This window comes from Frigoribacterium sp. PhB160, assembly GCF_003751785.1.
Classification (GTDB): Bacteria; Actinomycetota; Actinomycetes; order Actinomycetales; family Microbacteriaceae; genus Frigoribacterium.
Genome location: NZ_RKIE01000001.1, coordinates 282164 through 306964, shown reverse-complemented (window position 1 = coordinate 306964; position 24801 = coordinate 282164). Strand labels below are relative to the sequence as shown.

Here is a 24801-nt window from a genome sequence, read left to right as displayed (position 1 = left end):
CCTCCGAGGAGAGGACGCCCGTCAGGCCGACACTGCGAGGTCAGCGCTCGTTCGTACCGTCCAGGTCGGCGGAAGCGGGTGCGTCCTCGTCGAGGCGGCCGTCGATGGCCGGGTCGGGCGACACGACGTCGACCCGCAGCGGCGGCTCGGCGACGACCGCCGACGCCGACGCATCCGGGCCCGAGACGGAACCCTGTCGAGCACCGCGGACGCGGCGCTTGACCGCCTCCCAAGGTCCGGTCAGGCCCTTGCTGCTCGCCTGGGCGGGCGCGTCGACCTCGAGACCGTAGTAGGCACCGACGTGCTCGAGGAGAACGTCGCGTTCGGCTTTGTCGTACGCGCGTCGTTCACGGTTGAAGGCGATGATCGTCGACCAGCACGTCAGCAACAGCACGATGCTGAACGGCAACGCCGTCGTGATCGCCGCAGTCTTCAGGGCGTCGAGCCCGCCGGTCAGGAGGAGCGCGACGGCGAGCAGCGCGGCGACGAGGGCGAAGAACACGCGCATCCAGTTCTTCGGCTCGATGTCACCGCCCGACGCGATCATCGCCATGACCAGCGATCCGGAGTCGGACGAGGTGACGAAGAACACCCCGATGAGGAGGATCGCACCGAAGGTGAGGACGGTCCCGGCGGGCAGGCCGCCGAGGAGTGCGAAGAGGGACCCTTCGACGTCGACCGAGCCGTCGGCTCCGACGAGGCCGCCGGCACCGTCGGTCTGCTGGTGGATGGCGGCGCCGCCGAGGACGGCGAACCAGAGGAAGGTCAGCGCGGTCGGGACGAGCAGCACGCCGAAGACGAACTGGCGGACCGTGCGGCCCTTGGAGATGCGGGCGATGAAGATGCCGACGAACGGCGCCCATGACATCCACCAACCCCAGTAGAAGGTGGTCCAGGCGCCCTGCCACTCCTCACCGGCGGCGCCCTGCTGAGCGGTCACGTTGAACGACAATCCGACGACGTTCTGGAGGTACGCACCGATCGACTGGACGAAGTCGCGGAGCAAGAACTGGGTCGGTCCGACGATCAGGATGAAGAGGAGCAGCGCGGCGGCGAGGATCAGGTTGAAGTTCGAGAGGATCTTCATGCCCTTGGTGACACCGGTGACGAGCGACACGATGGTGACGGCGGTGATGACGGCGATGATCGAGATCTGGCTGACGATGCTGCTGTCGGCGATACCGGCGGCTTCCAGGCCGGCGCCGATCTGGATGACACCGAGGCCGAGCGACGTCGCGACGCCGAACAGGGTGCCGACGAGGGCGATGACGTCGATCAGGTTGCCCCAACCGCCACGGACACGATCGCCGAGGAGGGGTTCGAGGGCCCATCGGATCGAGACCGGACGGCCCCTGCGGTGGATCGCGTAAGCGAGGGCGAGGCCGAGGACGACGTAGATGGCCCAGGCGTGCAGCCCCCAGTGCAGGAACGTCTGGGTCAGGGCCTGCTGCGCGAGCTGGTCTTCCGTGCCCGTGACGCCAGGTCGCGGGGAGGCGAAGTGGCTGAGGGGCTCGGAGACGCCGTAGAAGACGAGGCCGATGCCCATGCCGGCCGCGAACAGGAGCGCGAACCAGGAGCCGGTGGAGAATTCGGGTTCGTCTTTGTCCTTGCCGAGCTTGATGCCACCGAACCTGCTGAAGCCGAGGAACAGGCTGAACCCGACGAAGAACGCGGCGATCAGAACGTAGTACCAGCTGAAGTTCTTGACGATGCCGCTCTGCAGGCCGAGGAAGAGCGCCTCAGCCGAGGCCGGGGCGATCAGGGTGTAGGCGACGAAGCCGAGGACGACGACGGCGGCGGGCCAGAAGACCCATCGGCGCAGTTGCGGGGTGGTCGAGACGGTCTCCGTCAGGGAAGCGGGATGGTCGGCGGTGGGCCCGGAAGCGGACGGTGTTGTCGTAGCCATCCATCCATGGTGACGGCTCAGAGGCGCCCACGGCCGAGTAAAGGGGCGATCGGCGATGACATCTCGACAACGATCCCCGCCACAGCCAGAGGCACCGCGCACAAGACGAGCACCGCCAGCTCAGGCACTGGCTGAACGATCAGCCCTTGGCCAGCTAGGCGTCCTGGTGCTCGTAGTGCCGGTTGCGCGGCCTGAGGACAGCTGTCGCAAGGCCAGCAGCAAGGACCGAGGCGATGAGGATCGCGACCTTGGCGTCGTCGTCGTGGTCGCTGCCGAGCCCGTAGCTCAGTTCTGCGACGAGCAGGGAAACGGTGAAGCCGATGCCGCCGAGGAGGGCGACACCGGTGAGGTCGATCCACGTGATCGTCCGGTCGAGCTCTGCCCGGGTGATGCGGGTCGTGATCCACGTCGTCACGAGGATGCCGATGGGTTTGCCGACGACGAGGGCGGCGATGATGCCGATGGTGACCGGACTGGACAGCGCGGTCCTCAGCCCGTCGAGGCCGCCGAAGGCGACGCCCGCGGAGAAGAACGCGAAGACGGGGACGGCGAAGCCGGTGGAGATGGGCCGGAAGCGGTGCTCGAAGACCTCGGAGAGCCCGGGGCCGGTGCCCGGTCCGCCGCTGGCTTGGCTGCGGATGACGGGGACGGCGAAGCCGAGGAGGACGCCGGCGACGGTGGCGTGCACGCCCGAGGCGTGGATGAGTCCCCACACGAGGACGGCGACCGGCAGCAGGATGAACCAGTTCGCAGCCGGGTGCAGGCCGAAGAAGCGTCGGAACCGCTGCGTGAGGAAGACGTACGCGGCGAGCGGGACCAGGGCCAGCACCAAAGGGAGCACCTCGATGGCGCTGGTGTAGACGAACGCGATGATGCCGATGGCGATCAGGTCGTCTACGACCGCGAGGGTGAGGAGGAAGATCCGCAGCGCAGCAGGGAGTCTCGAGCCGACGATGGCGAGGACCGCGACGGCGAAGGCGATGTCGGTGGCCGTGGGGATCGCCCACCCGCGCACCGCTTCCGGGTCGGCGATGTTGATGGCGGTGAAGATCAGGGCAGGAACGAGGACTCCGCCGAACGCGGCGGCCACCGGCACGATCGCCTTGCTGATCTTCCGCAGCTCTCCCGCGACGAATTCGCGTTTGAGCTCCAGCCCGACGAGGAAGAAGAAGATCGCCAGCAGCCCGTCCGCAGCCCACTCCCCCACGCTGAGGTGCAGCCCCAGGGCCGCCGGGCCGAACTCGAAGTCACGGATCGCGAAGTACGCACCCGACAGCGGAGAGTTCGCCCACACGACGGCGACGACCGCCGCGACGACCAGGACGATGCCGCCGACGGTCTCCTTGCGGAGGATCTCCCCGAGACGGGTGGACTCCAAGGAGGTGTCCTCAGCGAACAATCCGGGAGCAGCGGCTGAGGGACGGGAAGGGGTCAGGTCGTCGTGTGGCATCGCTCCTTGTCTTATCAGACAGCGGCAGCTCGACACCCCACCAGGCAGGTGCTGAAGGCCAGAACTGGCTATCACGGCGTCCCGCAGGCGATCGGCCAGTGGGGGCACAGCTGACGTAGTTCCAGCACCGAGCAGCTCGATGCCGACTTGCTCCGGGACCGGGCTGGGTGGTGCGAAGAGGTATCGGTGACGATCGTGTCACGAATGCCGACACGTGCTGCGCAGCAACCTATGCACGCGGAAGGATGGAGGCATGGGGGATGCCATCGACGACCTGCTGGACATGTTCGCGACCGCCGACGTCGGAGCGACCGTCCTGCCTCACGAGGGCGTTCCTGAAGAGGTCGACGCTGTCATCGCTGAGGTCGCTCGAGAGCGTAGCGTGGAAGTAGTCGTCGCCAGGACGCCCGAGATCGTGCATGTGGCTTGGCGTCCCTTGCAAGCTTGACACGGGTCGAACCTCGGCCGACATCGACCTGCCGCACGGTCAGCCTTGTTCGTCAATCGTGTCCGTTAGGGGATCCCCTATCGGGCGCCGGAGGGGCAGCACATGTTGCCCTCATGGGTTTCGTCATGGGAGCTCGTGACGCTATGGCGAAGCTGTCATTCTGGATGGGTGTGGAACGACAAGTTGCCTGATGGTCGGGATCCACGACCGGTGTACTGGATCGTGATGGGTTCTCTGACCGTCTTGGGTGGAGTCGCGTGGTGGGCAATCATCCTGAGCGGTCGTGTCGGCTTTTCCTCCAGGGGACTTGAGTTCGCCCTTATCCCTATCGGGGTTGGGGCAGTGATCTACGGGGCCATCCTTCTCGCCCGAGCTAGGCGCCGGCGCTAGACCACAGCGCGACCCCGTGACCTACCGGGCGAACGAGGGGAACTCGTCGCGACTGGTAGCGGCCGGGACGTAGCGAGTGTCATGGGCTGCCGAGTATGACGCCCGCTGCGACTAAGAGGCCTACAAGCCCGCCCAGCTGAATTTGCCACCCTCGATAGAAGTCGGCGCCGTTTTCACGTCGGCTATTCCAGGGCGCTGAGTTGAAAAGGTTTGCGAGCTCGTCGGCCTTCCAGATGGTCACCGCTGAAGCCAAAGCAATGACTAAGCCCCCAAGTATCTGCATCACTGCATCAGAACGATCGGTTGCTTTGTTCGGTCAGGTTCGTAAGTGGCAGACCATGTCGACTTGAGGGCAGAGCGAGAAGCACTCCTACGGCTACGTAGCCGAAGGGCACCAGAACGAGCAGCACCCACCACCCTGACCAGCCGGCGTCATGGAGGCGACGGACGCTGACGGTGAGCCACGGCAGGACAGCGACAAGGGCTAGCAAGGCGAACCCGCCGACGGCGATCTGGGACACCGGCGGAAGAATTGAGAACAGGTACCCCCACACCGGCACGGGGTTGAAGGTCTCGAGAGCCTGATCGACGTCCGGCGGCGCCTCCGGGAACCCAGTCGGATCGGTGAACAATGCAACTGCCCCGATGAGGAAAACGATGTTGATGGCGAAGGCGATGAGGACCCACCACAAAGTCCAGAACCAGAACTCCGCGCGTGACGCTCCACCACGGAAAGTTACGTAACCGCGCCAGAACCGTCCGAAGGAGGCCACAAAATTCGCTTCGTGCCACGGCGTACCGATAGGCGGCTGGGCGGAGAGAGTCATGCCCTACTTTTACCGGTTGCACACAATTCAGGCTCATGCCTGATCAGTAGCCGGTTCCCTATCGGGCGCCGTCCACGAGTGCGTTCAAGCGATCGACCAGCTGCGCCATTCGGGGCGGTCCTAGTCGAAGGACGAGCGACTCCGAGAACCAGCGCATCCAGACCGCCTCGACATCCTGGGTAGCGACGACGCCGGCCTTGAGAAGAATGCGAACGAGGTCAACCGCCTCCATCTCGTATTCATCCGACGGAGCACCGTCCGGCGAACCAGACTCGAGACCATACGGGTCCACATCGCTGAGAACAGCCAAGACACCAGCGAGGGTCTTCCTGTACGTGACTGTCCCCGCTCTCATGCCCCAATGATGCCTGGGGCCGCCTCGACCGGTGACCCATCGTCCAACGGGCACACGACGGCCCCGTGCTCGCTTGGCGGAGCAGTTAGGACTGCACGAACCAAGCGACCATGCAAGCCAGCCCCAGAACAGCAATAGAGACCGTGAGCACAGCAGAGCGGATGCGACTCTCTTTCGACATCGCCTTGCCACCACTGAAACGAGCGGCCGTGACTACGTTCATCCCAACGGCGACGACGACGCACACAAGCCCGATCGCCAGGAGAAGGTCCGAGGGTGCCATGGCACTCATCTTGCCTTCCAACTCGCTTGACCTCGCGTACCCATCCTTGTTCAACCTGCTTCTAGCTCACCTCGTCGGCGCATAGCCCGGCAGGCGATCCCCTAACGGGCACCCTTAGAGCAGGCGTCGTCGGCGCAGAGACACAGTGATCGATTCGAAAGCGTGAAAGGCACTGCCGAGTCCTGCCCCAAGAAGGAGCCCTAGTGAGTCACCTAGAGCACCGAGCCGAGTGACGAACGGGCACCACTCACCTGACACGACGAGCCTTACCCGCCGGGGCAGTAGCCGCTCGTGCCGAAGCAGGGAGGCGGATTGTTGCGAGGGGCCTTGTTGACTCCGACGGATCTGCTGTCGAAGTATTCACGGTTGTACTCGATCCCCAGCACATACGCGGTCCCCGTGGCACTCATTGCCGTTGCTAGTTTGTCTCCTTCCAACCCAGCCGTAGACGAAACGACGACGTCTGTTGGGTGGAAATAAGCGCGGTCTAAGAAAGCGTCAACTGTCGCGACGACAATTGTCGTCTCGTCCGTTCCGTAAGCTCTCGACGCGGGATGTGCCGTGAGAACGCCAAAGGCAGGATCGGCAAGCAAAGGGAGATCCTCTGTGTCTGCGAACGGGTCCACCGGAGAGATATCTGAGTCTTTGAGGGCGACAGCAGCTTGCTCGAGCGCCTGCTCAGAGGTTACGGCGTCGAGGAGGGCATAGACAGCTCGGCCCTGTTGAAGGCAACGGGTACCACTCGCGTCGTCGAACAGGCCAGACGGGTCATCGGCGAACGTGCAGGTGTCTTCTCGCGCAATAGTGATTCGCGGAGCCGATACCGAACCGGGCCACGCCAAGGCGTCGTCCGCTAGTTCTGTTGCCTCTGACCGCACATGCTCGGCCAGCGAGGGATCAACCACCTCAGACGCGCAGCCCGTCAGAGTCAAACCCAGCACCAACAGGAGCGGACCTGTTCGTTTCCCTCTCACTGTTCCCCCTTGACGCGAGCGTAACGCCCCTCCTCGACCTCAAAGCATCTGCGACCGCAGGACGATCCTCAATCGGGCAGACCAAGTCTTGCGACCTAGCTGTCACCGATTCAGAGCGATGAGGGGCCATGTCCTACGACGACGGCATACAGTCTCGCCTTCAGCAGCGACGGGTCCCTCGCATCGCTGCTGCGCTTCTCGCGGCAGCTTTCGTACTTCTCGTCTTGCTCCCTCTGCTGCCTAGTCCCTACGTCTCGGGCGGCGCGCGACTCGCGTTGTTCCTTCTGCCCCTCCCTCCGCTCCTGGCTTTCGGGGGCACACTCGCAGCACTTCTCGACCGAAAGGTCGGCGTGAACAGCAAGGTCGTGTGGGCTGTGGGCTCAGCCCTCTTCGGGTTCGTCTGCGTGCCGGCACTCCTCGTGCTCGTCACCCTCATAGCGAGGCCCTAAAGAATGGGCTCTCTGCCCAGCGTGATCCCCGGTGGACCTATTGGCCGCTGAGCGATCGTCCATCGGGACGTCGACGGGGGGCGACTGCAGCGAATCCCGGACCCCTCTTATGGGCGTGGCAGTCCATGTTCGGCTTTCCTATGCTCCGAACATGGACCACGTCTCCGGCTCGATGTCCGCTCTCCTCCGGATCGCCCGCGACCACGCTCTTGCGTCCGTCCCGTCCCGCGGTCCGATGCTCCCCTTCGCCTTGACCGACGACGGACGCGAACGAAAGCTGCGACGATGCATGGCCGAACGGCTGGAAGACGCCCTCGAGCAGACCTACCAGGTCGTGTCTTCCATGGTGGGACTGGAAAGCGCCGTGATCGTCTGGGACGGCTACTTCACGGGCGCCGACGGCCGGTCCGAAGCCATCTTCTTCGAGGTGCACGAGTCCGGGGCTGCGAACAGTGTCGTCTCCGTGCAGCGCTACCGACGCGCGGGCTTGTTCACCAAACGCATCCTCCCGGTCGGCGAGCTCGAGCAAGTCATCGACGACCGTCCGACGGTGATCAAGAACTGATCATCGCCTGAACCTCGACCCTAACCCATTCCCTGCAAGCAACCAGTCCGGATGTCTTCGCAAGACGCGGTGCCCTCGACAAGGCCTCGCCCGCTACCCGATCCCCCTGTCGGTCGCCCCCGGATCTCCATGACTGAGGCGCGAGAGAATGCACCATGACGACCTCAGAGGCGCTTCGCCTTGCCTTCTCGCCGCTGCTTTTCGTGGCGCTTGGCTTGCTCGCCTACATCGGCATCAAGTACAGCCAGGGCAAGGAACTACCCCGACGGGCGAGACTCCGCATCGTAGGCATTGCCGGAGTCGTCATGCTCATCGCCGTCTCCCTCTACGTCGCAAGCTGGCTCATCTGAAGCCAGCGCCGCCCGCAGGGCCATCCCCTATCGGGCGGCCGTCGAAAATGCAGAACATATGGCTTGAACGTAATTGCGTTCTGTGCGGGCAGGATGGGCTAGCTGTAGGCGCGGAAGTGGAGACGCTGGGGCCGGAATGGCAGCCTGGGTCCCGGAATCGGCCCTAAGAAGTAATCACCGTGTTCGTCGAGCAAGGTGACGCCTCGCCACGTCCGTCTGATGCTGCCGCCGTAGAGCACGACCTGTTCGATCAGGTCCTTCGCTGCCGCCATGCCGTCATCGTCGCTGCGTCCGGCGCCGAAGGTCCACCAGTGAAGCTGCGAGCCCTCGACCACAACATTGCCGTCATGCCGCACGTGAACGTAGAAGGGCAAAGCGGAACCCCGATCAGGAACCACCCGGACCTCCAGGTCGAACTCAGCGACGGCAGCGTGGACCGTCACCCGGCCGTGAGTACCGACGAGTGCCTCGATCCAGCCTGGCAGGCCCCCTGAGGCGGTCTTGTCGATGGTCATCCTCAGCTGCCGTCGCTCGAGCAGACTGAATGCCCGGTCGACACCGGGTACGTTCCACTCGAGCTCTAGTCTTCGGCCGCCAGCGAATTCGACGACGATCCATTGCTCACCGATGAACGACAGTCCGGGGACTTCCAGAAACGGCAGGCGATACGTGTCGGGATCGAGCAGGGTCAAGGAGACGTGGTCCGTCCCGAACGTCCTCCTGGCTGCATCAGTCAGCCGCCCGAATGTGGCTTCGTGATGGGGCGGGATCGGCACGGCCTCAGTATGCCGATCCCCGATGGAGGGCGCTTGACCGAAACTGCAAGTAGAGAGCAAGACCCTACGTCTGCTCAGCTCCCAGTGAACGATGGGGAACCGGATGGGGCGATAGACTGCCTAGCAACGAAACCTCTGCCGACCACGGCGGAGGTTTTCTTGTATGAGCACCCTCACGCCCCTGACCATCCACGCCGCTGACGAACGACACCGCCCACAGCTCGAACAGCTCTGGACCATGTTCCGGCACGAGATGTCCGCGTACACCGGCACACTTCCCGACGAGCACGGCCGCTTCCGACAAGAACGACTCGATGCTGGCCTCTCCGAACCGGGCTGGTCCGCACACGTCTTCCATCTCGGGCCGCACCCGGTCGGGTTCGCGGTCCTCCGCGGACTCGACACCGAGGAGCACGTGATCAGTAGCTTCTTCATCGTGCACGGGGCGCGACGCTCTCGCATCGGACGATCGGCCGTGACAGAGCTGACCGCCGCGCACCCCGGTCGGTGGGCTGTTGCCTTCCAGGACCGCAACGAAGTCGCAGCGAAGTTCTGGCACACAGTCTCTGCTGAACTCGACCGGTCGTGCACGTTCGAGCAACGTGAGGTCCCCGGTCGACCTGAACTGCCCCCCGACTCCTGGGCACAATTCAGTGTCCGATAGCCGATCGGTCACCGATCACCGGTGGAAGCTAGCCACTCCCCCGCATTTACGGGGCGCCGGCTGTCTCGATAGGTCAGTCCGAAACTGATCTCGATGACCGATCGTCTATCGGGACGCCTGAAATTCAGTGGTCGAAGGCCACGGCCTGTGTTTTCAGCTCAGGATTCCGACACCAGTTAGTTGCTCGGACTTTAGCCAGAGGGCGGCGGCTGTCGCGGTGTCGGAGGCCACGGCGGCGAAGGGCTGCCCGAGCGCGTCGGGGGCGGTCTTAAAGCCGGTAGGGCCCCAGAACAGCGCGGGCGTGGCCTCTTGATTCAGGGCGGCGGTGAGAACTCCGATGTCGGCAGGTCCTGGATCGCGGCCGATGACTCGGGCAACAGCGCCGGTCAGAACCCTCGTGGCTGCGGAGGGGTATGTCGCGTGGAGGGGCGTGCGCGCCATGCCGGGGTGTGCGGCAAAGCTCCGGACCGGACTGCCCTGTGCGCTGAGGCGTCGCTGCAGCTCGACGGCGAAGATCACATTTGCCAGCTTGGAACGGCTGTAGGCGCGCCCGGGTGAATACGAGGTGCGGTTCGAGAGGTCGTCGAGGTTGAGCGTGGCCCCGGTGTACAGGGCAGAGGACACGGTGACGATTCGGGGGTCGACTCCGGGTACGAGGAACGGGAGCAGATGCCCCGTCAGGGCGAAGTGACCGAGGTGGTTCGTCGCGAACTGGCTTTCAATGCCGGCGTGGTCGTGTCGGAGGGGGACGCTGCTGATCCCAGCGTTGAGCACCAGCAGGTCGAGAGGCGCGTCACCCATGGCCTTGGCGAAGTCACGGATCGAGTGTGGGTCGATGAGATCGAGTGGCGCGACGATCAGGCGGCCAGCCGGCAGGTTCAGCTCTGCGATCAGGTGGTCTCGTGCGCGCTGGGCCCGCGCCGTGTCACGGGCTCCGATCACGACTGTGGCACCGCGACGGATGAGCGCCCGGGTGGTGACCACGCCTAGCCCACTGGACCCGCCTGTGACGACTGCGCGCCGACCGGTGAGGTCCGGGGCGGAGGCAAGAGGATCGGACAGGCGGGTGCGAATCGGGTGCGTCAGCGGGGTCATGCTCGGAGCGTAGAGTCTGACGTCAGCGTGAAGGTCAAGGACCAGGAAGGGCACCATGCGAATCGGTGAGCTGAGCAGGAAGACGGGTGCGACTCCGCGTGCTCTGCGGTACTACGAGGAGCAGGGCCTCCTCAGCGCGGAGCGCCAGTCGAACGGCTACCGCGAGTACGCCCCGAACGCGGTCGCGATGGTCGAGACGATCCGCTCCCTCCTCGACATGGGCATGCCCTCGTCCCTGGTCAAAGACGTCTTGCCCTGCACGGTCGGAGAACGATCCAAAGCGGCTTGCCCAGATCTTCTGCGCCAGGTCGCCACCTTGCGAGATGACGTACGGACGCGCGCCGCTCGCTTCGAGATGATCGATGCCTCCCTCACGTCATACCTCACCGCCAACGCGTGACCTACTGTGAGCGTGCCCGACGTGTGAACGAAGCCGAAGCCGAAGACGAAGTCGTCCGTTGGCCGATCCCTAGCCGGACGCGTCGGCGCCAGCGCGCGGAGGCATCACCTCACCGCGTGGCTGCTGGGTTCAGTGGCCCCGGAGGAGACGTGTCGCGAAGCTCGGCTACTACTTCTTCTTCTTCCCGATGCCGTCGTCCCAGATGGTGCGCAGGATGCTCGGTCGACCATCGAGGGAGCGCACGTACAGCGTCTCCCGGTGGTGCTGCGTGCTGCTCGCCTCGGTGAGCATGATGGCCGCGAGGTCCTGTCGAGCGATGAACTGCCCGGCCATCGGCGCCAGCGACACCTCGACGGGTCCCGCCGCCTCCTTGTCGAACAGGGCAGGCGGTCGAAGGATCGTCCAATCCATACCGCTCCCCCGCACGATCTCCTCCATGCGCAGCATGTCCGCGTACATGGTGCGTCCCAGGCTGTGGATGACGGGTCCGATGAGGTACTTGCCGATGATCCGGCTCACCGGCGAAGTCACCGGGAAGCCGTCGGGGTCCACGGCGGACGAGGTGACGACCACCAACCGGCGACCGCCCGTCTGCGCCATGGCCTCAACGAGGCAGCGGGCACTGTCGGAGTAGAGACTGATCGACACACGGCTGTACGGCACCCCCAGCGCGGACAGCACCGCATCGGCTCCCGTGATCGCCTCGACCACGTCCGCGATGACAGTCGCGTCGCCCTTGAACACCGTCAAGCGATCGTGGCGTTGGGCGAACTGCTCCGGGTGGCGGGTGACCGCTGTCACCCGGTGACCGGCCGCGAGGGCCTGCTTCACGGCGGCAGCGCCCGTGCCGCCGTTGGCTCCAAAGATCGTGAGAGAGAGCCGCTGCGTCGCGGGGATGCTCGAGGTCTCCTGCTCCTCGTTCACCGCGTGGCGCCGTGTCGCTGGACAGCGGATCCGGTGTCGGACATGGTGGGCCTCTCCGTCAGTAACAGGACTCTGCATGTCGAGAGTACCGCGGTACTGATCGGCTGGAAGTATGAGCGCATGGCAGGTCACGACGGCGAACGACCGGATCTCGACGACATCCTCACCTGGAACTTCGTCCGCTCGGCTCGCCTCATCGGCGGCCGGCTCGCAGGGAGGTTGGGCGAGCTCGAACTGAACCCGGTGCACTTCGGCGTCCTCGCGTTCCTCGACCGCGACGACGAGATGACATCGGCCGAGATCGCACGCGCCGTGCTGGTCCGCCCCCAGAGCATCGCCCCTCTTCTCGACGGGCTGGAGAGCCGCGGACTCGTCACCCGCACGGGCGCACGCACCCGAGGGCAGCGCAACCCCGTCCGGATCACGACAGATGGCCGGGCCGCTCTGCATGCGGCGTGGGTGATCGCGCTGGAAGCAAACGATCTGAGGGACGTCGGTCTCGACGCATCTGAGAGCGCTGAACTGAACAGACTCCTCCTCAAGATTGTCCGCAGTAGCTAGGCGATCGCATAGATAAGGCGTCCCAACAGGGAATCGGTCACCGCCCACCGGCGGAGACTAGCCACTCCCCCGCAGCTACGGGGCACCAGCCGTCTTAATAGGTCAGTCCGGAACTGATCTGAGTAAGCGGCCCCTTACCGAACGCGGAGTCTGGCTAGGCGTCGAACCCCAGCGAACGCAAGACGGCCATGCCCTCAGGTCGAATCAACGCTGCCCAGATCAGGATTCCGGCGACCAAAACGAACGCAACTATCCCAGCGACGAGAGCCGCACGACTGCCCGGACCGTCCTTCATGGCTACCCCCGAGTCAAGCTACCCCGATGCGGCCCGAGAAAGGATCCTTTACCAGACGGTCACTGGTTCCCAGATCATCACGGCATCGACTCGTAGTGGTGCGAACTCGAACGATCACGGTCGCCGGTCAGCCGACCTGCACGAGGCCGGCTCTAATACCCCAGAGGACTGCCTGCAGCCGGTCGCGGGAACCGGTCTTTTGGAGGAGCCCGGCGAGGTGGTACTTCACGGTCGTCAGCTCGACGAACAGGCTCTGCGCGATCTCCGCGTTCGACGACCCCACAGCGAGCAGCTGCAGCACGTCGAGCTCACGAGCGGTAAGCCCGGCACCCTCCGCGTTCTCACGCGTCGCCCGCCCCACGGCGCCTGCGCGACGCTCGCCGAACTCTCGGAGCACGCGGCGGGTGAGCCTCTGATCGAGCGTGCCCTCGCCAGCCGCGACCGATCGGACAGCGCTGACCAAGGTGGCCTCGTCCGTGCCTTTGAGGAGGAACCCGGCTGCGCCCGCCTCGAGCGCGGCGAAGACGTCGGCGTCGACGTCGAAGGTCGTGAGGACCAGCACGCCTGCGTCGATGGTCGGGTCGGCAGTGATCTGCCGGGTGGCGGTGATGCCGTCGGTGCCGGGCATGCGGATGTCCATACACACCACGTCGGGGCGCAAGGCACGGGCGAGGCTGACGGCCTCGGCCCCGTCGATGGCCTGGCCGACCACCTCGAGGTCGTCGACGGCGCCCAGCACGACGGACAGCCCGGCCCGGACGACCATCTGGTCGTCGGCGACCACGACGCGGATCACGAGGCGCGCCCCGTGTCGCCGACGAGGATGAGTCGGTTCGTCCAGCCGCCGTGGTGCCGGTCGGGGCCCGTCGTCAGCCGGGCTCCGACGAGCTCGGCGCGCTCGGCCATGCCGGCGAGTCCGTAGCCGGTGCTCGTGCTCGTGCTCGTGCTCGTGCTCAGGCCCAGGGCGACCAGGGCCGGATCGGCGGCCTCGTTCCGCACCACCACCTCGACCTGGGTGTCCGTCCAGGTCACGGCGACACGGCAGGGCGCTCCCGGGGCGTGCCGCGCGGCGTTGGCGAGTGACTCCTGCACCATCCGGTAGGCGGTCGCCTCGGCCAGGGGGCCGAGCGGCCGAGGTTCGCCCTCGACGATCGTCGTGACGTCCTGGCCCCGCTCGCGTGCCGCCTTTGCGAGCCCCTCGATGCCGGCCATGGTGGGTGCCGCGACGGGCCGCCCCGACGCCTCGGGCTCGTCGTCGCGCAGCAGGCCGACGGTGCGTCGCAGGTCGCCGAGCGTGATGCGGGCATCGTCCTGCACAGTTCGGAGCATCTCCCGCGCCCGCTCGGGGTCGCTGGCGACCAGGGCCGTGGCCGCCTGCGCCCCGACGATGATCCCGGACAGGTGGTGGCCGGCGATGTCGTGCAGCTCACGGGCGAGAGCGGCACGCTCCGACCGCACGGCGCGGTCGGCATCCTCCCGCCGCTCCCGCTCCACCGAGCGCTCCTGGGCGTCGAGCGCCTCCCGGAGGCGCTCACGACCACGCACTTGCTCGGCGACCACCGCCGGCAGCAGGTACAGCACGACGACCCGGGCAGCCGCGGTCGCGAGCACGACCCCGGCCGGCGAACCCACCGGGCCGACGACCATCGCCGCCGCCCCGACCAGGGCGGTCGCGGACGCCGCGGCCACGAGCGCGACGAGCCGGACGGTGCGGTCCACGCGGCGGGCGACCGTGTACCCAGCGAGGATGACGCCCAGGGCGCCGATGCCGAGCTCGCCCGCCGTGGTGGCGAGGACGACGAGATCGGCAGCGACGACGACCGCGAACACGGCGAGGGGACGATGCCGCCGCGCCAGCAGTGCGAGCGCCTGCACGAGCACGAGGGCCGCGTGCACCAGGGGCGGCACGTCGCCCGGCACCGTCGCGGGGATCTGCTCACCCCCGAGGTCGAGTGCGACGTACCCGAGCGCGACGGCCGCGACCAGCAACGACGGGAACGCCGACCGGAAGCGCGACGCGGGTGTGCGACGCGGCAGCGGATCCATGGGGCGAGTCAACCACGACCGACGCCGACCCCCAGTGGGATCGGCGTCAGGGCGGGCGGCGGAGGTCATCGCGCCCTGCTCGCGAGGAACATCACAGGCCTGTCCTCGTCTCGATCACGCCGATCCATGCCGGCTCCCCGGTCGGACCGGACACACGGGACCAGATGCCGGACACGACCGCGCCGACGATCAACACCGAGGCGGTGACGACGACGATCTTCGTGCGGCTGCGGGGTCGCCCCTCCCGCTCAGACATCGCGGCGGGACAGCGTGATGGACGCCGCGACGAGCGCCGCGGCCGTGAGCGCCAGGAGGGCAGCGATCGAGACCCCTCCGCTGACCGTGCCCGCGCCTCCGTGGATGACGGACTGGGCGAGGGCGACGGGCAGGAACTGCGTCCAAGAGGCCGCCGCTCCCCCGCCGACGAGCTGGGCGACGGCGGCGACGATCGGTTCGGCGACGAGGGCGCCGATCATGACGAGCACCCCCGTGAGCTGGGACCGGCAGAGGATGCCGACGGCGAGGCCGACGACCGCGAGGCAGGTGATGGCGAGGACCCCCCGTGCCAATGTCGCGACGACGGCGCCGGTGGCTGCCGTGAAAGGCGTCGCGGTCAGCGCGAGGGAACCGACCAGGGTGAGCAGACTGACGATCGCCAGCACGATCCCGACGACCGCGGCGCCGGCGCCGACGGCGGCGGCCTTCGCCATGACGACACGGCTGCGACGAGGGCTCGCGAGGACGGCGCCGACGATGCCGCCGTGACGGTCGTCGCTCGTCCCCGCGAGGACCCCGAGCAGGACGATCGCGACGAGGGCCAGGCCGATCGACCCGCCGCCGAGCGTGGTCCCGAGGGGAGAGAGAGCGTCGAGCTGTGTCGCCGCGGCCGTCAGGTCGACGACGGGAAGATCGTCGCCGAGGGCCTCCGCTCCGGGTCCCACCTGGCCCGACGCGAGGGCGGGGAGGAGGACGACGAACACGAGCTGGGTGAGGACGAGGCCCAGCAGCGCAACGGTGGCGGCAACCTTGGTGGCCGTCGTGGTGACGAGCCCGAGGATCTCTGCGCGGAACATCAGCGCACCACCCCTTCGGTGCCGGTGACCTCGAGGTAGTAGCCCTCGAGGGTCCCGGTGCGGTCGGCGAGGACCGCGGCCATGGTGGTCTCGGCCACGACACGGCCCTCGGTGATGACGACGACGTCGTCAGCGATCTCCTGGATGTCGGACAGCAGGTGCGACGACACGAGCACTGCGCCCCCGTCCTCCGCGAAGGCGCGGAGCCTCTGACGGAGCCAGTGCATGCCCGCGGGATCGAGGCCGTTGGCGGGCTCGTCGAGGACGAGGAGGCGCGGCTCGCCGAGCAGGGCCGCGGCGATCGCGATCCGTTGGCGCATGCCGAGCGAATACGTGCCGGCACGGCGGTCGGCGTCCTGGCTCATCCCGACCTCGGCGAGGACTGCGGCGACGCGGTCGGCGCCGACGCCCGCCCGCAGGGCGGCGATCGTCAGGTGCTGTCGGCCGGTCCGGGCCGGGTGCAGGCCGCCTGCGTCGAGGACGACGCCGACCTGCTGAGCCGGGTGCACCAGCTCGCGGTAGGGGGCGCCGAGGACGAGAGCGGCGCCTCCGTCCCGAGAGACGAGGTCGAGCAGGAGGCGGATGGTGGTGGTCTTGCCGGCGCCGTTCGGGCCGAGCAGGCCCACGACACGACCGGGCCGGACGGAGAAGGAGACGTCGGAGACGCGGGGGCGGCCGCGGTGGGCCTTGCGGAGTCCGCGCACCTCGAGGGGCAGGGGGGTCGGTTTGTTCATGCTGTCCAGCCTCGCGACACCGGTCCCGCGGCACCCCCGCCGCTGGCACAGCGCTCCCCGTCCTTCTGGCCAGTAAGCCGGACGACGTCGAGTCAGGTGGCGGGTCGGCATTCACGGCCAGCCACCCTGGTCACCGCCCGTCGTGACGCAGTGGGGCCGGTGATGGATCGGCTATCGGGCAGTCCCTCTTCCCAAGTAGGGACGCACTCCTAGCGTCGACTCTCGTGCTCATGCTGGCTACGGTGGTCACACGCGATCAAAGGAGAGCCGAATGAACACCGCTACCGTCATCATCGCCCTGATCGTTATCGGTATTTTCGCGGCGACCTTCGCCATAGTTTTTCGTGAACGTCGCGATCGTGCTCTTGCCACCCGACTCGACGCGACCGACCCAGGGGCAGGCCTTCGGGCTCAAGCAGACGCCGAGCGCCAGCAGGAAGGACCACGCGGCGAAGCGGGCGGAATGTCTTGGTCGGCTGGCGGCAAGAATTCTGCGTGAGCAGCTGCCCCAGAAGTACAGCCGTCAAAGTCGTCGCAGTTACTGATCCCCTATCGGGCCGCTGCCTCTAGCTGCTCGTCGCCTCGTCCGTGGCTGCGCAGGAGAGGGGATAGGCGCGGTCGAGGCGTGGGCTGAGGACGACGAGGAACAGGAACATCGACAGCAGCCACCCGGCGACCCAGTAGGCGGGAATCGAGAGGATCGCGACGTTCGACACGACGTCGGTGGCGACTGCGACGAACACGGCGATCGTGAAGAGCACGCCCACCCCGTAGTACAGGGCTCGGAAGCCCTCCTCGATCCGGCCCCGCCGTTCCTGCTGGCGAGTCGTCCGGTCGTCGAGAGCGGTCACCGAGCGGCCGTAGTCGTCCTCGGCGACGGTGACGAAGAGATCACGAACCGGAACCCCGAATGCCTTCGCCACTCGCGACAGCGTGTCGAGGCTCCCGTCGTTGCCTGCCTCGAGCCTCTGGACGGTGCGGACGGTCACGCCGCTCTCGTCTGCGAGGCGTTCCTGGGTCCAACCAATCTGGGCCCGGAGGTCGACGATCCGTGTCTCGTTCATGAACCTCACACTAAGAACGACCGGCGCCGAGGTCCACGACACCGACCCGACAGGCACCCGACACCTTCGCGACAGAGCACCTCGGGGCACCCGGCCCCGTCATGGCCGCGGCCGCAGCCAGCGGTCTCAGATTGGGTCTGTCAGCGATCGTCTATCGGGCAGCGTCAGTCGCGAGCGGCGCTTGGAGCCGCCTTACAGTTGAGCGTGCGTTTCAGCTCGAAGTGGACGATGCACGGCATCTCCTACGCGGCCGAGTTGCACCACGGTCTCCTGCTGTTCGGCTCCGCGCCAGCGAGTTCGCGTGAACCGCCGAAGATGGAGAGGGTAGTTGCTAGCGACTTCGAGGTCCTTTCCTGTGTGACAGCGGGCAAGGAGACCGTGGTCACCGCGGTGGTCTCGGGCAGGACTATGACTGTGGTCATCCCCAACACCGTCGTCGGGGCTCTGGAGCTTGCTTGGAAGCGCGTGAACGACTCGGCCTAGCGAAGCTCGATGACACCGCAAGCGATGTGGCCTCCGCGGGACCGCCGTCGCTCACCGGTCGTCCGCGCATGCCCAGTGTCACTGTCCGCTCTGGAATCCTTCACCGGGCACTAGGTGCTCGGCCGACATACGGCTACGTTGCGAGGGCAGCCCAGACCCCGCTGTGAATGGCGGGGTTCCTGGGTTCGCCCAGGTTCCCCGTCAAGGATCCCCTATCGGGCGCGAGGCAGGCGCTCTTCGAGCAGCGCCGCGAGTCGATCGAGATCTTTGCGGACGGCGTCAGCGTCGGAGTGGAAGTCCGCCTCGGACATCCCGTCACGGCGGAAGAGGGTGAAGACGGCCTCGCTGCCTTGGTCGTTGGCCACGACGCGGAAGGCGTTCCGCACTACAGATCCGTCGGGAAGGGTCACGTCGTGGTCGAGGATCCCCAGCTCCACCGGCCCGGTGAAGGCCACCTCGACGACGCCCATGGGCGAGTCCGTGATCCACCGCCCGTCCTCCTGGCGGATCCCGGCGCTCAGACCGGCCGCCCACGCGGGGAGGTTCTCGGGGTTCCCGGCGACACTGGAGACGGCGGCGACGTCGTGGTCGAGCGAGTGTGAGATGTGGACGACAGGCCAGGTCATGCCCGGAAGCTAGCAGCCCACCGAATCGAGCGCATCGGCTGAGGATCCCTCTCGGGCGCACTCCGTCCGCTCTGACGGAGGACGCCGCTACCGTGCAGTACGAGCAGGTAGGCAAGAAAGTGAGCAACGATGTCGAAGATGGATGCAGCTTGGGCTGTCGCCGAACTGGATGCTTTCCTGAGCGTCACCGCTCAGGTTGTTCCACGGACTGGCCCCGGAGTCGTTTACTTCGGAACGGTCATGCGTGGACCGCGCTCCGAGGCTGACGAGCGAAGCCTCATCGTCGAGCAGATCCTGGATAGAAGTCTTCCTCAGTGGCAGCTAGAGCGCCCCGCGAAAGACAAAGACTATTCCTGGCTGAGAACTCAGGCATCTCGTGGACGAGCAGCCATCGAACGCGGCCAGGAGGTAGCGGCGCGGCTTGGCGACACGGCACCCGAGATGGACGCCGCGCACCTACACCCGTGGGCGTGGAAAAACGGCGCCTCATACTGGCGCACGGGACATTTCCACCAGGCGGTCATGCAGGCGGCCATTCGAATCAACGCCGAGACTCAGGCAAAGCTGGGCCGCATGGACGTGTCCGAGACAGCTCTCTTCAATGAAGCCTTCTCAATGGAGGGGCCAAAGAGTGGGAGAAGCAGACTGCGCCTCGCAGCAGACGATGGTGGGGACACATTCAAGAGCTTGCATCGTGGTGCCCGAGCATTTGCGGAAGGCCTCTACGCGGCCATACGTAATCCGGGCATGCACCAAGCCGCTGGCACGGACGATGAGCATCTCGCCCTTGAGCAGCTGGCAGCGTTTAGCCTGCTCGCTCGCTGGGTGGACGAGTCGACAATCAGTAGCGCTTAGCTGTACAGCTCCCCGCGGATCGCCAGGCCGCTCATGCCGTCGCGCGCTGAATGGCTCGGTAGACCGTCGAGCGGGCAACCCCGAAGAGCTCAGCGATCTCGCTGGTCGTGTGCTCGCCGGTGCGGTGCAGCTGCACGAGGTGCTTCTCCTGCGAGGGGGTCAGCTTGGGCTTGCGGCCGCGGAGCTTGCCAGCGGCCTTCGCGATCGCCATACCCTCACGGGTGCGAGCACGGATGAGGTCGGCCTCGAACTCGGCCACCATGCCCAGGACGTTGAACAGGAGCCGGCCGACGGGGTCGGTAGGGTCGTAGACCGCTCCCCCGAGGTTCAGGGCGACGCCCTTCTTCGTCAGCTCGTCTGCGATGTCGGTCGCGTCCCGCAGGGATCTGGCGAGGCGGTCGAGCTTCGTGACGACGAGGACGTCGCCGGCACGGCACGCAGCCAGCGCCTCCCGAAGGCCCGGCCGGGCTCGAGTCGTGCCGGACAGCCCGTGATCGACATGGACGTGTTGATCGTCAACACCGAGTGCTGCAAGACCGTCGCGTTGTGCTGCGAGATCTTGTCCCGAGGTGGAGACGCGGGCGTATCCGATGAGCATCTCAGGACTGTAGCGTTTATACCCCATCACCGGGCATTTTTGCGGGACACGCATACGCGAATCCGCAGGCCAGGAGCCACTTGGCCTCGGCCGGCCAGAGCGAGCCCGCCAAGGTGTCCCGATGAACGACCGCCGAGCGGGCGGGCCCGCGGGACGGGACCCGCGCCTCCTCAGCTCGCGGTGACGGGCGCGAGCGCCGCCCAGGCGAACTCGTGCCGGCCGTGCCCGACCTCGACGGCGGTGCCGTCGGGCAGCGAGACCTCGCCGGTCGTGCCGACGGGCAGCTCCACCGTGAGCCGGACCTTGTCGCCGTCGACGCGCCACTCCGACGACACCGGGCCGTAGGGCGAGAGGTGACGACCCGACGCGTGCGTCAGCCCCCCGCCCGGGCGGGGCGCGAAGCGCACGCGACGCCACCCGGCAGCGGCGGGGGCGAGCCCCGCGACCGTCGCGTGCATCCAGTCGGCCACCGCGCCGAGCGCGTAGTGGTTGAAGCTCGTCATCTCGCCCGGGTTGACCGTGCCGTCGGGCAACATGCTGTCCCAGCGTTCCCAGATCGTCGTGCCGCCCATGTCGACCGTGTAGAGCCACGACGGGCACGAGCGCTCCAGCACGAGGTCGTACGCCCGGTCGACGTGGCCCGTCGCCGTGAGCGCCGGCGCGACGGCCGGCGTCCCGGCGAAGCCCGTCGCGATGCGGTTGCCCGCCTCGGCGACGAGCTCGGCCAGCCGGTCGCCCGCGGCCTGCGCGTCGTCGCCGCGGACCAGCCCGAACTCGAGCGCGAGCCCGTAGGCGGTCTGCGCGTCGCTCGTCGTGTGCCCGCGCCCGTCCGTGTAGCGGCCGACGAAGGCCGCGCGCACCTCCTCGGCGACCGCGTCGTAGCGGGCCGCGTCGGCGTCCTTCCCGAGCACCGCGGCGGTCTTCGCCAGGTGCGTCGTCGACCACCAGAGGTACGCCGTGGCGACGAGGTACCGGTCGGTGCGGGCGTCGGCCGGGTCGTCCGGCGGCGCGGCCGGGTCGAGCCAGTCGCCCAGCTGGAACCCCTCGTCCCAGACGCGGTCGTCGCCCGCCCGCGACAGGATCAGGTCGACCCACGCCTTCGCCGAGTCCCACTGTCGCGCGAGCACCGCGGCGTCGCCGAACCGCTGCCAGAGGGTCCACGGCGTGAGCACCGCGGCGTCGCCCCAGACGGCGCCCGGCTCGATCGGCTCCCACGACGGCCCGCCGGGGATGCGCGGCACGAACCACGGCACCGTCCCGTCGGGCAGCTGGTCGACGGCGAGGTCCTGCAGCCACGACCCGAGCATGCCCGCGCAGTCGTACAGATAGGAGGCGGTGGGCGCGAACACCTGGATGTCGCCCGTCCAGCCCAGCCGCTCGTCACGCTGCGGGCAGTCGGTCGGGATGTCGACGAAGTTGCCCCGGGTGCTCCACAGCACGTTCTGGTGGAGGCGCTCGAGGCCGGGGTCGGAGCAGGCGAACCAGCCCGTGCGCTCCATGTCGGTGTGCAGCACCCGGGCGACGACCGCGGCGGGGTCGAACTCCCCCGGCCACCCCTCGACCTCGGCGTAGCGGAAGCCGTGGATCGTGAAGCGCGGCTCCCAGGTGACCGGGCCGTCGCCGCGCAGGGTGACGACGTCCTCCGCCGCCGCCAGACGCAGGGTGCGACGGTAGAGCTCGCCGTCCTGGACCACCTCGGCGTGGCGCAGCGTCACCTCGCGGCCGGCCTCGCCGTCGACCGTGACGCGCAGGCGCCCGACGAGGTTCTGGCCGAAGTCGAGCACCACCGTGCCGCGGTCGGTCGTCCAGTGCGCGACCGGGGCGAGCTCGTCGGTGCAGCGCACGGGCGGCTGCTCGGGCGCGACGAGCGTGCGCGGGTCGCGCTCCCCCACGGCCACCGGGCTCCAGCCTTCGGGGTCGCCGCCGGGCGTCGACCACCCGACGTCGTCGAGCCGCAGGTCGTGGCGTTCGCCGTCGTAGAGCCCGCTGAACAGGACCGGGCTGGGCTGCGCCTCCCACCGGTCGTCCGTGGCGACGACCACGCGCCTCCCGTCGACGAGCTCGACCTCGAGCTGCGCGAGGAACGCGAGGTCGGCGCCGTAGAGGTCGTGGTAGCCGCCGTTGAACCCGAGCCGTCCGCGGTACCAGCCGTCGCCGAGCCAGGCGCCGAGCACGTTGTCGCCCTCGGCGAGGAGGTCGGTCACGTCGTGGGTGCGGTAGCGGAGCCGGGCGTCGTACGACGTCCAGCCCGGCGAGAGCTCGTCGTCGCCGACGCGGAGCCCGTTGAGCTCGGCCTCGAACACGCCGTGCGCCGTGGCGTACAGACGGGCGGAGGCGACGGGCGCGTCGAGCCGGAACGCCCGCCGCACCCGCGAGGGCCGGCGGTCGGTGCCGGGCTCCTCGGCCCAGGCGCCGCCGACCGGCCGCGCCGTCCAGTCGGTCGGCTGCAGCAGGCCGGTCTCGACCGGCGTGCTCGTGCTCCACGGCGACACCGAGCCGTCCGCGCCGGTGACGCGGACGCGGAGCGCCACGCGGTCGCGCGAGCGGAGGTCGGCGAAGGGCCAGGCGACGAGCACCTGGTCGACGGTGTCGAGGACGACCGTGGCCGTCTCACGCGTCGCCGCGTCGAGGGCCACCTCGACCGAGGCCTGCCGCCACCCGGCCGGGGCGTCGAGCCGCCAGCTGAGACGGGGTCGCGGGATGCCGAGGCCGAGCGCTTCCCGGCCGTGCTCGACCCGGAGGTCGGTGACTGTAGCGCTCATGGTCAGCCCTTGACCGCGCCGGCGGTCAGCCCCTTCTGCACTTGCTTGTTGAGGAACAGGTAGATCACGAGGATCGCCACGACGTTGAGGCAGATGGCCGCGAAGAGCGGGCCGTACTGCACCGAGCCGAACTGGCCGGTGAAGTTCAGCAGCCCGACCTGCAGGGTGCGGAGCGAGCCCGAGTTCGTGAAGGTCAGGGCGATCAGCAGGTCGTTCCAGAGCATGAAGAACTGCACGAGCCCGACCGTGAAGAGGGCGTTCCGCACCATGGGCAGGCCCACGAGGAAGAACGAGCGGATCAGGCCCGCGCCGTCGAGCGTCGCGGCCTCGAAGATCTCGCGCGGCACGGCCCGGAAGAAGGTCGCCATGAGGAAGACGGCGAGCGGGAGGCTCGTGGCCGTGTACGTGATGAGCAGCGGCCAGAGGGTGCCGGTCAGGCCCAGCCGGAAGTACGCGGCGAAGAGCGGCAGCAGGATCATCTGCGTCGGCACCATGATCCCGGCGAGGAACGTGATGAGGATCGCGCCGCGGCCCTTCCACACGAGCACCTCGAGGGCGAAGCCCGCCATGGAGCCGAAGAGCAGCACGAGCAGCAGCGACGGGAAGACCGTCAGCACCGAGTTCGACGCGTACTGGGCGAAGTTGCCCTGGGTCCACGCGAAGGCGTAGTTGTCGAGGCTCCACTGCGCGGGCAGGGCCCACACCGGCTGCTCGAGGAACTCGGTCTGCGTCTTGAACGAGCCGAGCAGCATCCAGACGAGCGGGCCGACGACGATGACGAGGAGCAGCGCGACCAGGGCGCCGCTGACGACCTGGCCGACCCTCACGCGGGTCGATCGGCGGCGGCGGGTGCCCGGCCCGGGCGTCCGTCGCGGTGCGGTCGTCGCCGGGACGGTGGTGTCGACGGAGGTCATCGGTCAGTCCTTCGTGAGGTCGCGACTGTTCGCGCGGAAGATGAACACGGTCACGAGCAGCGACACGACGGTGAGGAGGAACGCCACCGTGCTGCCGTAGCCGTACTGCCCGAACCGGAACGACGTGTCGAACATGTAGATGGTGAGCGGGCTGGTCGAGGTGCCGGGTCCGCCGTTCGTCAGGGCGAGGATGCTGTCGAACACCTTGAGCGTCCCGTTGACCGAGAAGATCAGCGACGAGATCAGCACGGGCAGCGAGAGGGGCAGGACGATGCGGCGGACGAGGCCGAGACCGGAGGCGCCGTCGATGCGGGCCGACTCGAAGACCTCCTCGGGGATGTCGAGCAGGCCGGCGTAGAGCAGCACGCCGTAGAAGCCCATGGAGCGCCACACGTCCATGACGATGATGACGAGGAAGGCCGTGCCGCCGTCGCCGAACCAGTCGACGGACGAGAGGCCGACGGCCTCCAGCGCGGTGTTCACGAGGCCGTTCTGCGGCGCGATCGCGAACATCTGCTGGAAGAGCAGCGCCACGGCGACCGTCGGCAGCACGACCGGGAAGAAGACGAGCGTGCGCACCGCGCTCGACCACTTCCGCAGCACGAAGACGTACATCAGCGACAGCAGGTAGCCGAAGCCGACCTGCAGGATCGTCATGAGCACGGCGTAGCGGACGGTCAGCAGCAGGGCGTCCCGCACCCGGGTGTCGGTGACGAGACGCTGGTAGTTCTCGAGGCCCGAGAAGGTGAACCCCGTGATCGCGTTGCCGCTGGTGAGGGTGTAGCCGAACGAGACGATGATCGGGACGAGCATCACGACGGAGTAGATGAGCAGCGCCGGCCCGATGAGGATCAGGGTCGCGCGGCGATCGCCGAGCAGGGGGTTCATGAGGTGCCTTCGGTCGGGCGGGAGGTCGGAACGGAGGGCGGCGGGG

At 67.6% G+C, this 24801-nt stretch carries 26 protein-coding genes; 9 read left to right on the top strand and 17 right to left on the bottom strand.

Annotated elements, in window-relative coordinates:
* Positions 1-40 precede the first annotated feature (40 nt).
* Together EDF38_RS01420 and nhaA are read right to left on the bottom strand one after the other, a co-directional pair.
* A complete protein-coding gene (locus tag EDF38_RS01420) occupies positions 41-1906 on the bottom strand; it encodes a BCCT family transporter (protein WP_123353622.1) in 1866 nt (621 codons plus the stop codon).
* Between the two features lie 154 nt (positions 1907-2060).
* Entirely contained in the window at positions 2061-3356 is a 1296-nt protein-coding gene (nhaA, locus tag EDF38_RS01415) for a Na+/H+ antiporter NhaA (RefSeq protein ID WP_123353621.1), read from the bottom strand.
* 253 nt (positions 3357-3609) lie between these two features.
* Between nhaA and EDF38_RS01410 the strand changes: the two genes are divergently transcribed.
* On the top strand, positions 3610-3804 hold the full coding sequence (locus EDF38_RS01410) for a hypothetical protein (RefSeq protein ID WP_123353620.1): 195 nt from the start codon (positions 3610-3612) through the stop codon (positions 3802-3804).
* 680 nt (positions 3805-4484) lie between these two features.
* Here the strand turns inward: EDF38_RS01410 and EDF38_RS01400 are convergent.
* Positions 4485-5021, bottom strand: a complete 537-nt coding sequence (locus EDF38_RS01400; RefSeq protein WP_123353618.1) for a DUF805 domain-containing protein — start codon at positions 5019-5021, stop codon at positions 4485-4487.
* 58 nt (positions 5022-5079) lie between these two features.
* Entirely contained in the window at positions 5080-5331 is a 252-nt protein-coding gene (locus EDF38_RS01395; RefSeq protein WP_148061424.1) for a hypothetical protein, read from the bottom strand.
* Between the two features lie 1902 nt (positions 5332-7233).
* Here EDF38_RS01395 and EDF38_RS01380 point away from each other — a divergent pair.
* Both EDF38_RS01380 and EDF38_RS01375 read left to right on the top strand, forming a co-directional pair.
* Positions 7234-7647: a hypothetical protein gene (locus EDF38_RS01380; RefSeq protein ID WP_148061423.1), complete on the top strand. Its 414-nt coding sequence runs from the start codon at positions 7234-7236 to the stop codon at positions 7645-7647.
* 155 nt (positions 7648-7802) lie between these two features.
* Positions 7803-7997: a hypothetical protein gene (locus EDF38_RS01375; RefSeq protein ID WP_123353613.1), complete on the top strand. Its 195-nt coding sequence runs from the start codon at positions 7803-7805 to the stop codon at positions 7995-7997.
* Positions 7998-8095: 98 nt separating this feature from the next.
* Here the strand turns inward: EDF38_RS01375 and EDF38_RS01370 are convergent, their stop codons facing one another.
* Positions 8096-8773: a hypothetical protein gene (locus EDF38_RS01370; protein WP_123353612.1), complete on the bottom strand. Its 678-nt coding sequence runs from the start codon at positions 8771-8773 to the stop codon at positions 8096-8098.
* A 163-nt stretch (positions 8774-8936) separates the two neighbouring features.
* Between EDF38_RS01370 and EDF38_RS01365 the strand changes: the two genes are divergently transcribed.
* Positions 8937-9437 carry a GNAT family N-acetyltransferase gene (locus tag EDF38_RS01365; RefSeq protein ID WP_123353611.1) on the top strand — a complete coding sequence of 167 codons (501 nt, stop codon included), beginning with the start codon at positions 8937-8939 and terminating at the stop codon, positions 9435-9437.
* Between the two features lie 153 nt (positions 9438-9590).
* On the opposite strand, the gene EDF38_RS01360 is transcribed toward EDF38_RS01365, so the two are convergent.
* Positions 9591-10532, bottom strand: coding sequence for an SDR family NAD(P)-dependent oxidoreductase (locus EDF38_RS01360; RefSeq protein ID WP_158613294.1), 942 nt, complete (start codon positions 10530-10532; stop codon positions 9591-9593).
* 55 nt (positions 10533-10587) lie between these two features.
* Here EDF38_RS01360 and EDF38_RS01355 point away from each other — a divergent pair, with 55 nt between their 5' ends.
* On the top strand, positions 10588-10932 hold the full coding sequence (locus EDF38_RS01355; protein ID WP_123353609.1) for a MerR family transcriptional regulator: 345 nt from the start codon (positions 10588-10590) through the stop codon (positions 10930-10932).
* 168 nt (positions 10933-11100) lie between these two features.
* Here the strand turns inward: EDF38_RS01355 and EDF38_RS01350 are convergent, their stop codons facing one another.
* On the bottom strand, positions 11101-11856 hold the full coding sequence (locus EDF38_RS01350) for an NAD(P)-dependent oxidoreductase (RefSeq protein ID WP_158613293.1): 756 nt from the start codon (positions 11854-11856) through the stop codon (positions 11101-11103).
* A gap of 42 nt (positions 11857-11898) precedes the next feature.
* Here EDF38_RS01350 and EDF38_RS15695 point away from each other — a divergent pair, with 42 nt between their 5' ends.
* Entirely contained in the window at positions 11899-12417 is a 519-nt protein-coding gene (locus EDF38_RS15695; RefSeq protein WP_148061421.1) for a MarR family winged helix-turn-helix transcriptional regulator, read from the top strand.
* A 422-nt stretch (positions 12418-12839) separates the two neighbouring features.
* Here EDF38_RS15695 and EDF38_RS01345 read toward each other — a convergent pair whose 3' ends face one another.
* The 4 genes from EDF38_RS01345 to EDF38_RS01330 form a co-directional block, all read right to left on the bottom strand.
* Positions 12840-13508 carry a response regulator transcription factor gene (locus EDF38_RS01345; protein WP_123353607.1) on the bottom strand — a complete coding sequence of 223 codons (669 nt, stop codon included), beginning with the start codon at positions 13506-13508 and terminating at the stop codon, positions 12840-12842.
* Positions 13505-14758, bottom strand: coding sequence for a sensor histidine kinase (locus EDF38_RS01340; protein WP_123353606.1), 1254 nt, complete (start codon positions 14756-14758; stop codon positions 13505-13507). Before EDF38_RS01340 ends, EDF38_RS01345 begins: the two co-directional genes overlap by 4 nt.
* A gap of 248 nt (positions 14759-15006) precedes the next feature.
* Complete coding sequence (locus EDF38_RS01335) at positions 15007-15831, bottom strand: hypothetical protein (RefSeq protein ID WP_123353605.1); 825 nt, start codon at positions 15829-15831, stop codon at positions 15007-15009.
* Positions 15831-16565: an ABC transporter ATP-binding protein gene (locus EDF38_RS01330; RefSeq protein ID WP_123353604.1), complete on the bottom strand. Its 735-nt coding sequence runs from the start codon at positions 16563-16565 to the stop codon at positions 15831-15833. Before EDF38_RS01330 ends, EDF38_RS01335 begins: the two co-directional genes overlap by 1 nt.
* A 271-nt stretch (positions 16566-16836) precedes the next feature.
* Between EDF38_RS01330 and EDF38_RS15690 the strand changes: the two genes are divergently transcribed.
* Positions 16837-17064: a hypothetical protein gene (locus EDF38_RS15690; protein ID WP_148061420.1), complete on the top strand. Its 228-nt coding sequence runs from the start codon at positions 16837-16839 to the stop codon at positions 17062-17064.
* A gap of 67 nt (positions 17065-17131) precedes the next feature.
* On the opposite strand, the gene EDF38_RS01325 is transcribed toward EDF38_RS15690, so the two are convergent.
* The gene (locus EDF38_RS01325) at positions 17132-17629 is read right to left on the bottom strand and encodes a helix-turn-helix transcriptional regulator (protein WP_123354940.1); all 498 of its coding nucleotides are present in this window, start codon (positions 17627-17629) and stop codon (positions 17132-17134) included.
* A 204-nt stretch (positions 17630-17833) separates the two neighbouring features.
* On the opposite strand from EDF38_RS01325, the gene EDF38_RS01320 reads away from it, so the two are divergent.
* Positions 17834-18112: a hypothetical protein gene (locus tag EDF38_RS01320; RefSeq protein WP_148061419.1), complete on the top strand. Its 279-nt coding sequence runs from the start codon at positions 17834-17836 to the stop codon at positions 18110-18112.
* Between the two features lie 212 nt (positions 18113-18324).
* Here the strand turns inward: EDF38_RS01320 and EDF38_RS01315 are convergent, their stop codons facing one another.
* Positions 18325-18738 carry an SRPBCC family protein gene (locus EDF38_RS01315; protein ID WP_123353602.1) on the bottom strand — a complete coding sequence of 138 codons (414 nt, stop codon included), beginning with the start codon at positions 18736-18738 and terminating at the stop codon, positions 18325-18327.
* 129 nt (positions 18739-18867) lie between these two features.
* Between EDF38_RS01315 and EDF38_RS01310 the strand changes: the two genes are divergently transcribed.
* Positions 18868-19593 carry a TIGR02391 family protein gene (locus EDF38_RS01310; RefSeq protein WP_123353601.1) on the top strand — a complete coding sequence of 242 codons (726 nt, stop codon included), beginning with the start codon at positions 18868-18870 and terminating at the stop codon, positions 19591-19593.
* Between the two features lie 31 nt (positions 19594-19624).
* Here the strand turns inward: EDF38_RS01310 and EDF38_RS01305 are convergent, their stop codons facing one another.
* From EDF38_RS01305 to EDF38_RS01290, 4 genes are all read right to left on the bottom strand, one after another.
* Positions 19625-20191, bottom strand: coding sequence for a recombinase family protein (locus EDF38_RS01305; RefSeq protein ID WP_123354939.1), 567 nt, complete (start codon positions 20189-20191; stop codon positions 19625-19627).
* A gap of 170 nt (positions 20192-20361) precedes the next feature.
* Positions 20362-22953: a glycoside hydrolase family 78 protein gene (locus EDF38_RS01300; RefSeq protein ID WP_123353600.1), complete on the bottom strand. Its 2592-nt coding sequence runs from the start codon at positions 22951-22953 to the stop codon at positions 20362-20364.
* A gap of 2 nt (positions 22954-22955) precedes the next feature.
* The gene (locus EDF38_RS01295) at positions 22956-23867 is read right to left on the bottom strand and encodes a carbohydrate ABC transporter permease (RefSeq protein ID WP_123353599.1); all 912 of its coding nucleotides are present in this window, start codon (positions 23865-23867) and stop codon (positions 22956-22958) included.
* A gap of 3 nt (positions 23868-23870) precedes the next feature.
* Positions 23871-24755, bottom strand: coding sequence for a carbohydrate ABC transporter permease (locus tag EDF38_RS01290; RefSeq protein WP_123353598.1), 885 nt, complete (start codon positions 24753-24755; stop codon positions 23871-23873).
* Positions 24756-24801 lie beyond the last annotated feature (46 nt).

Bases quoted from the DNA above. Each gene is read 5' to 3' on its own strand.
- EDF38_RS01420 (WP_123353622.1), bottom strand. From the start codon at position 1,906: ATGGCTACGACAACACCGTCCGCTTCCGGGCCCACCGCCGACCATCCC.
- nhaA (WP_123353621.1), bottom strand. From the start codon at position 3,356: ATGCCACACGACGACCTGACCCCTTCCCGTCCCTCAGCCGCTGCTCCC.
- EDF38_RS01410 (WP_123353620.1), top strand. From the start codon at position 3,610: ATGGGGGATGCCATCGACGACCTGCTGGACATGTTCGCGACCGCCGAC.
- EDF38_RS01400 (WP_123353618.1), bottom strand. From the start codon at position 5,021: ATGACTCTCTCCGCCCAGCCGCCTATCGGTACGCCGTGGCACGAAGCG.
- EDF38_RS01380 (WP_148061423.1), top strand. From the start codon at position 7,234: ATGGACCACGTCTCCGGCTCGATGTCCGCTCTCCTCCGGATCGCCCGC.
- EDF38_RS01375 (WP_123353613.1), top strand. From the start codon at position 7,803: ATGACGACCTCAGAGGCGCTTCGCCTTGCCTTCTCGCCGCTGCTTTTC.
- EDF38_RS01365 (WP_123353611.1), top strand. From the start codon at position 8,937: ATGAGCACCCTCACGCCCCTGACCATCCACGCCGCTGACGAACGACAC.
- EDF38_RS01360 (WP_158613294.1), bottom strand. From the start codon at position 10,532: ATGACCCCGCTGACGCACCCGATTCGCACCCGCCTGTCCGATCCTCTT.
- EDF38_RS01355 (WP_123353609.1), top strand. From the start codon at position 10,588: ATGCGAATCGGTGAGCTGAGCAGGAAGACGGGTGCGACTCCGCGTGCT.
- EDF38_RS15695 (WP_148061421.1), top strand. From the start codon at position 11,899: ATGGTGGGCCTCTCCGTCAGTAACAGGACTCTGCATGTCGAGAGTACC.
- EDF38_RS01340 (WP_123353606.1), bottom strand. From the start codon at position 14,758: ATGGATCCGCTGCCGCGTCGCACACCCGCGTCGCGCTTCCGGTCGGCG.
- EDF38_RS01335 (WP_123353605.1), bottom strand. From the start codon at position 15,831: ATGTTCCGCGCAGAGATCCTCGGGCTCGTCACCACGACGGCCACCAAG.
- EDF38_RS01330 (WP_123353604.1), bottom strand. From the start codon at position 16,565: ATGAACAAACCGACCCCCCTGCCCCTCGAGGTGCGCGGACTCCGCAAG.
- EDF38_RS15690 (WP_148061420.1), top strand. From the start codon at position 16,837: ATGAACACCGCTACCGTCATCATCGCCCTGATCGTTATCGGTATTTTC.
- EDF38_RS01325 (WP_123354940.1), bottom strand. From the start codon at position 17,629: ATGAACGAGACACGGATCGTCGACCTCCGGGCCCAGATTGGTTGGACC.
- EDF38_RS01315 (WP_123353602.1), bottom strand. From the start codon at position 18,738: ATGACCTGGCCTGTCGTCCACATCTCACACTCGCTCGACCACGACGTC.
- EDF38_RS01310 (WP_123353601.1), top strand. From the start codon at position 18,868: ATGTCGAAGATGGATGCAGCTTGGGCTGTCGCCGAACTGGATGCTTTC.
- EDF38_RS01305 (WP_123354939.1), bottom strand. From the start codon at position 20,191: ATGCTCATCGGATACGCCCGCGTCTCCACCTCGGGACAAGATCTCGCA.
- EDF38_RS01300 (WP_123353600.1), bottom strand. From the start codon at position 22,953: ATGAGCGCTACAGTCACCGACCTCCGGGTCGAGCACGGCCGGGAAGCG.
- EDF38_RS01295 (WP_123353599.1), bottom strand. From the start codon at position 23,867: ATGACCTCCGTCGACACCACCGTCCCGGCGACGACCGCACCGCGACGG.
- EDF38_RS01290 (WP_123353598.1), bottom strand. From the start codon at position 24,755: ATGAACCCCCTGCTCGGCGATCGCCGCGCGACCCTGATCCTCATCGGG.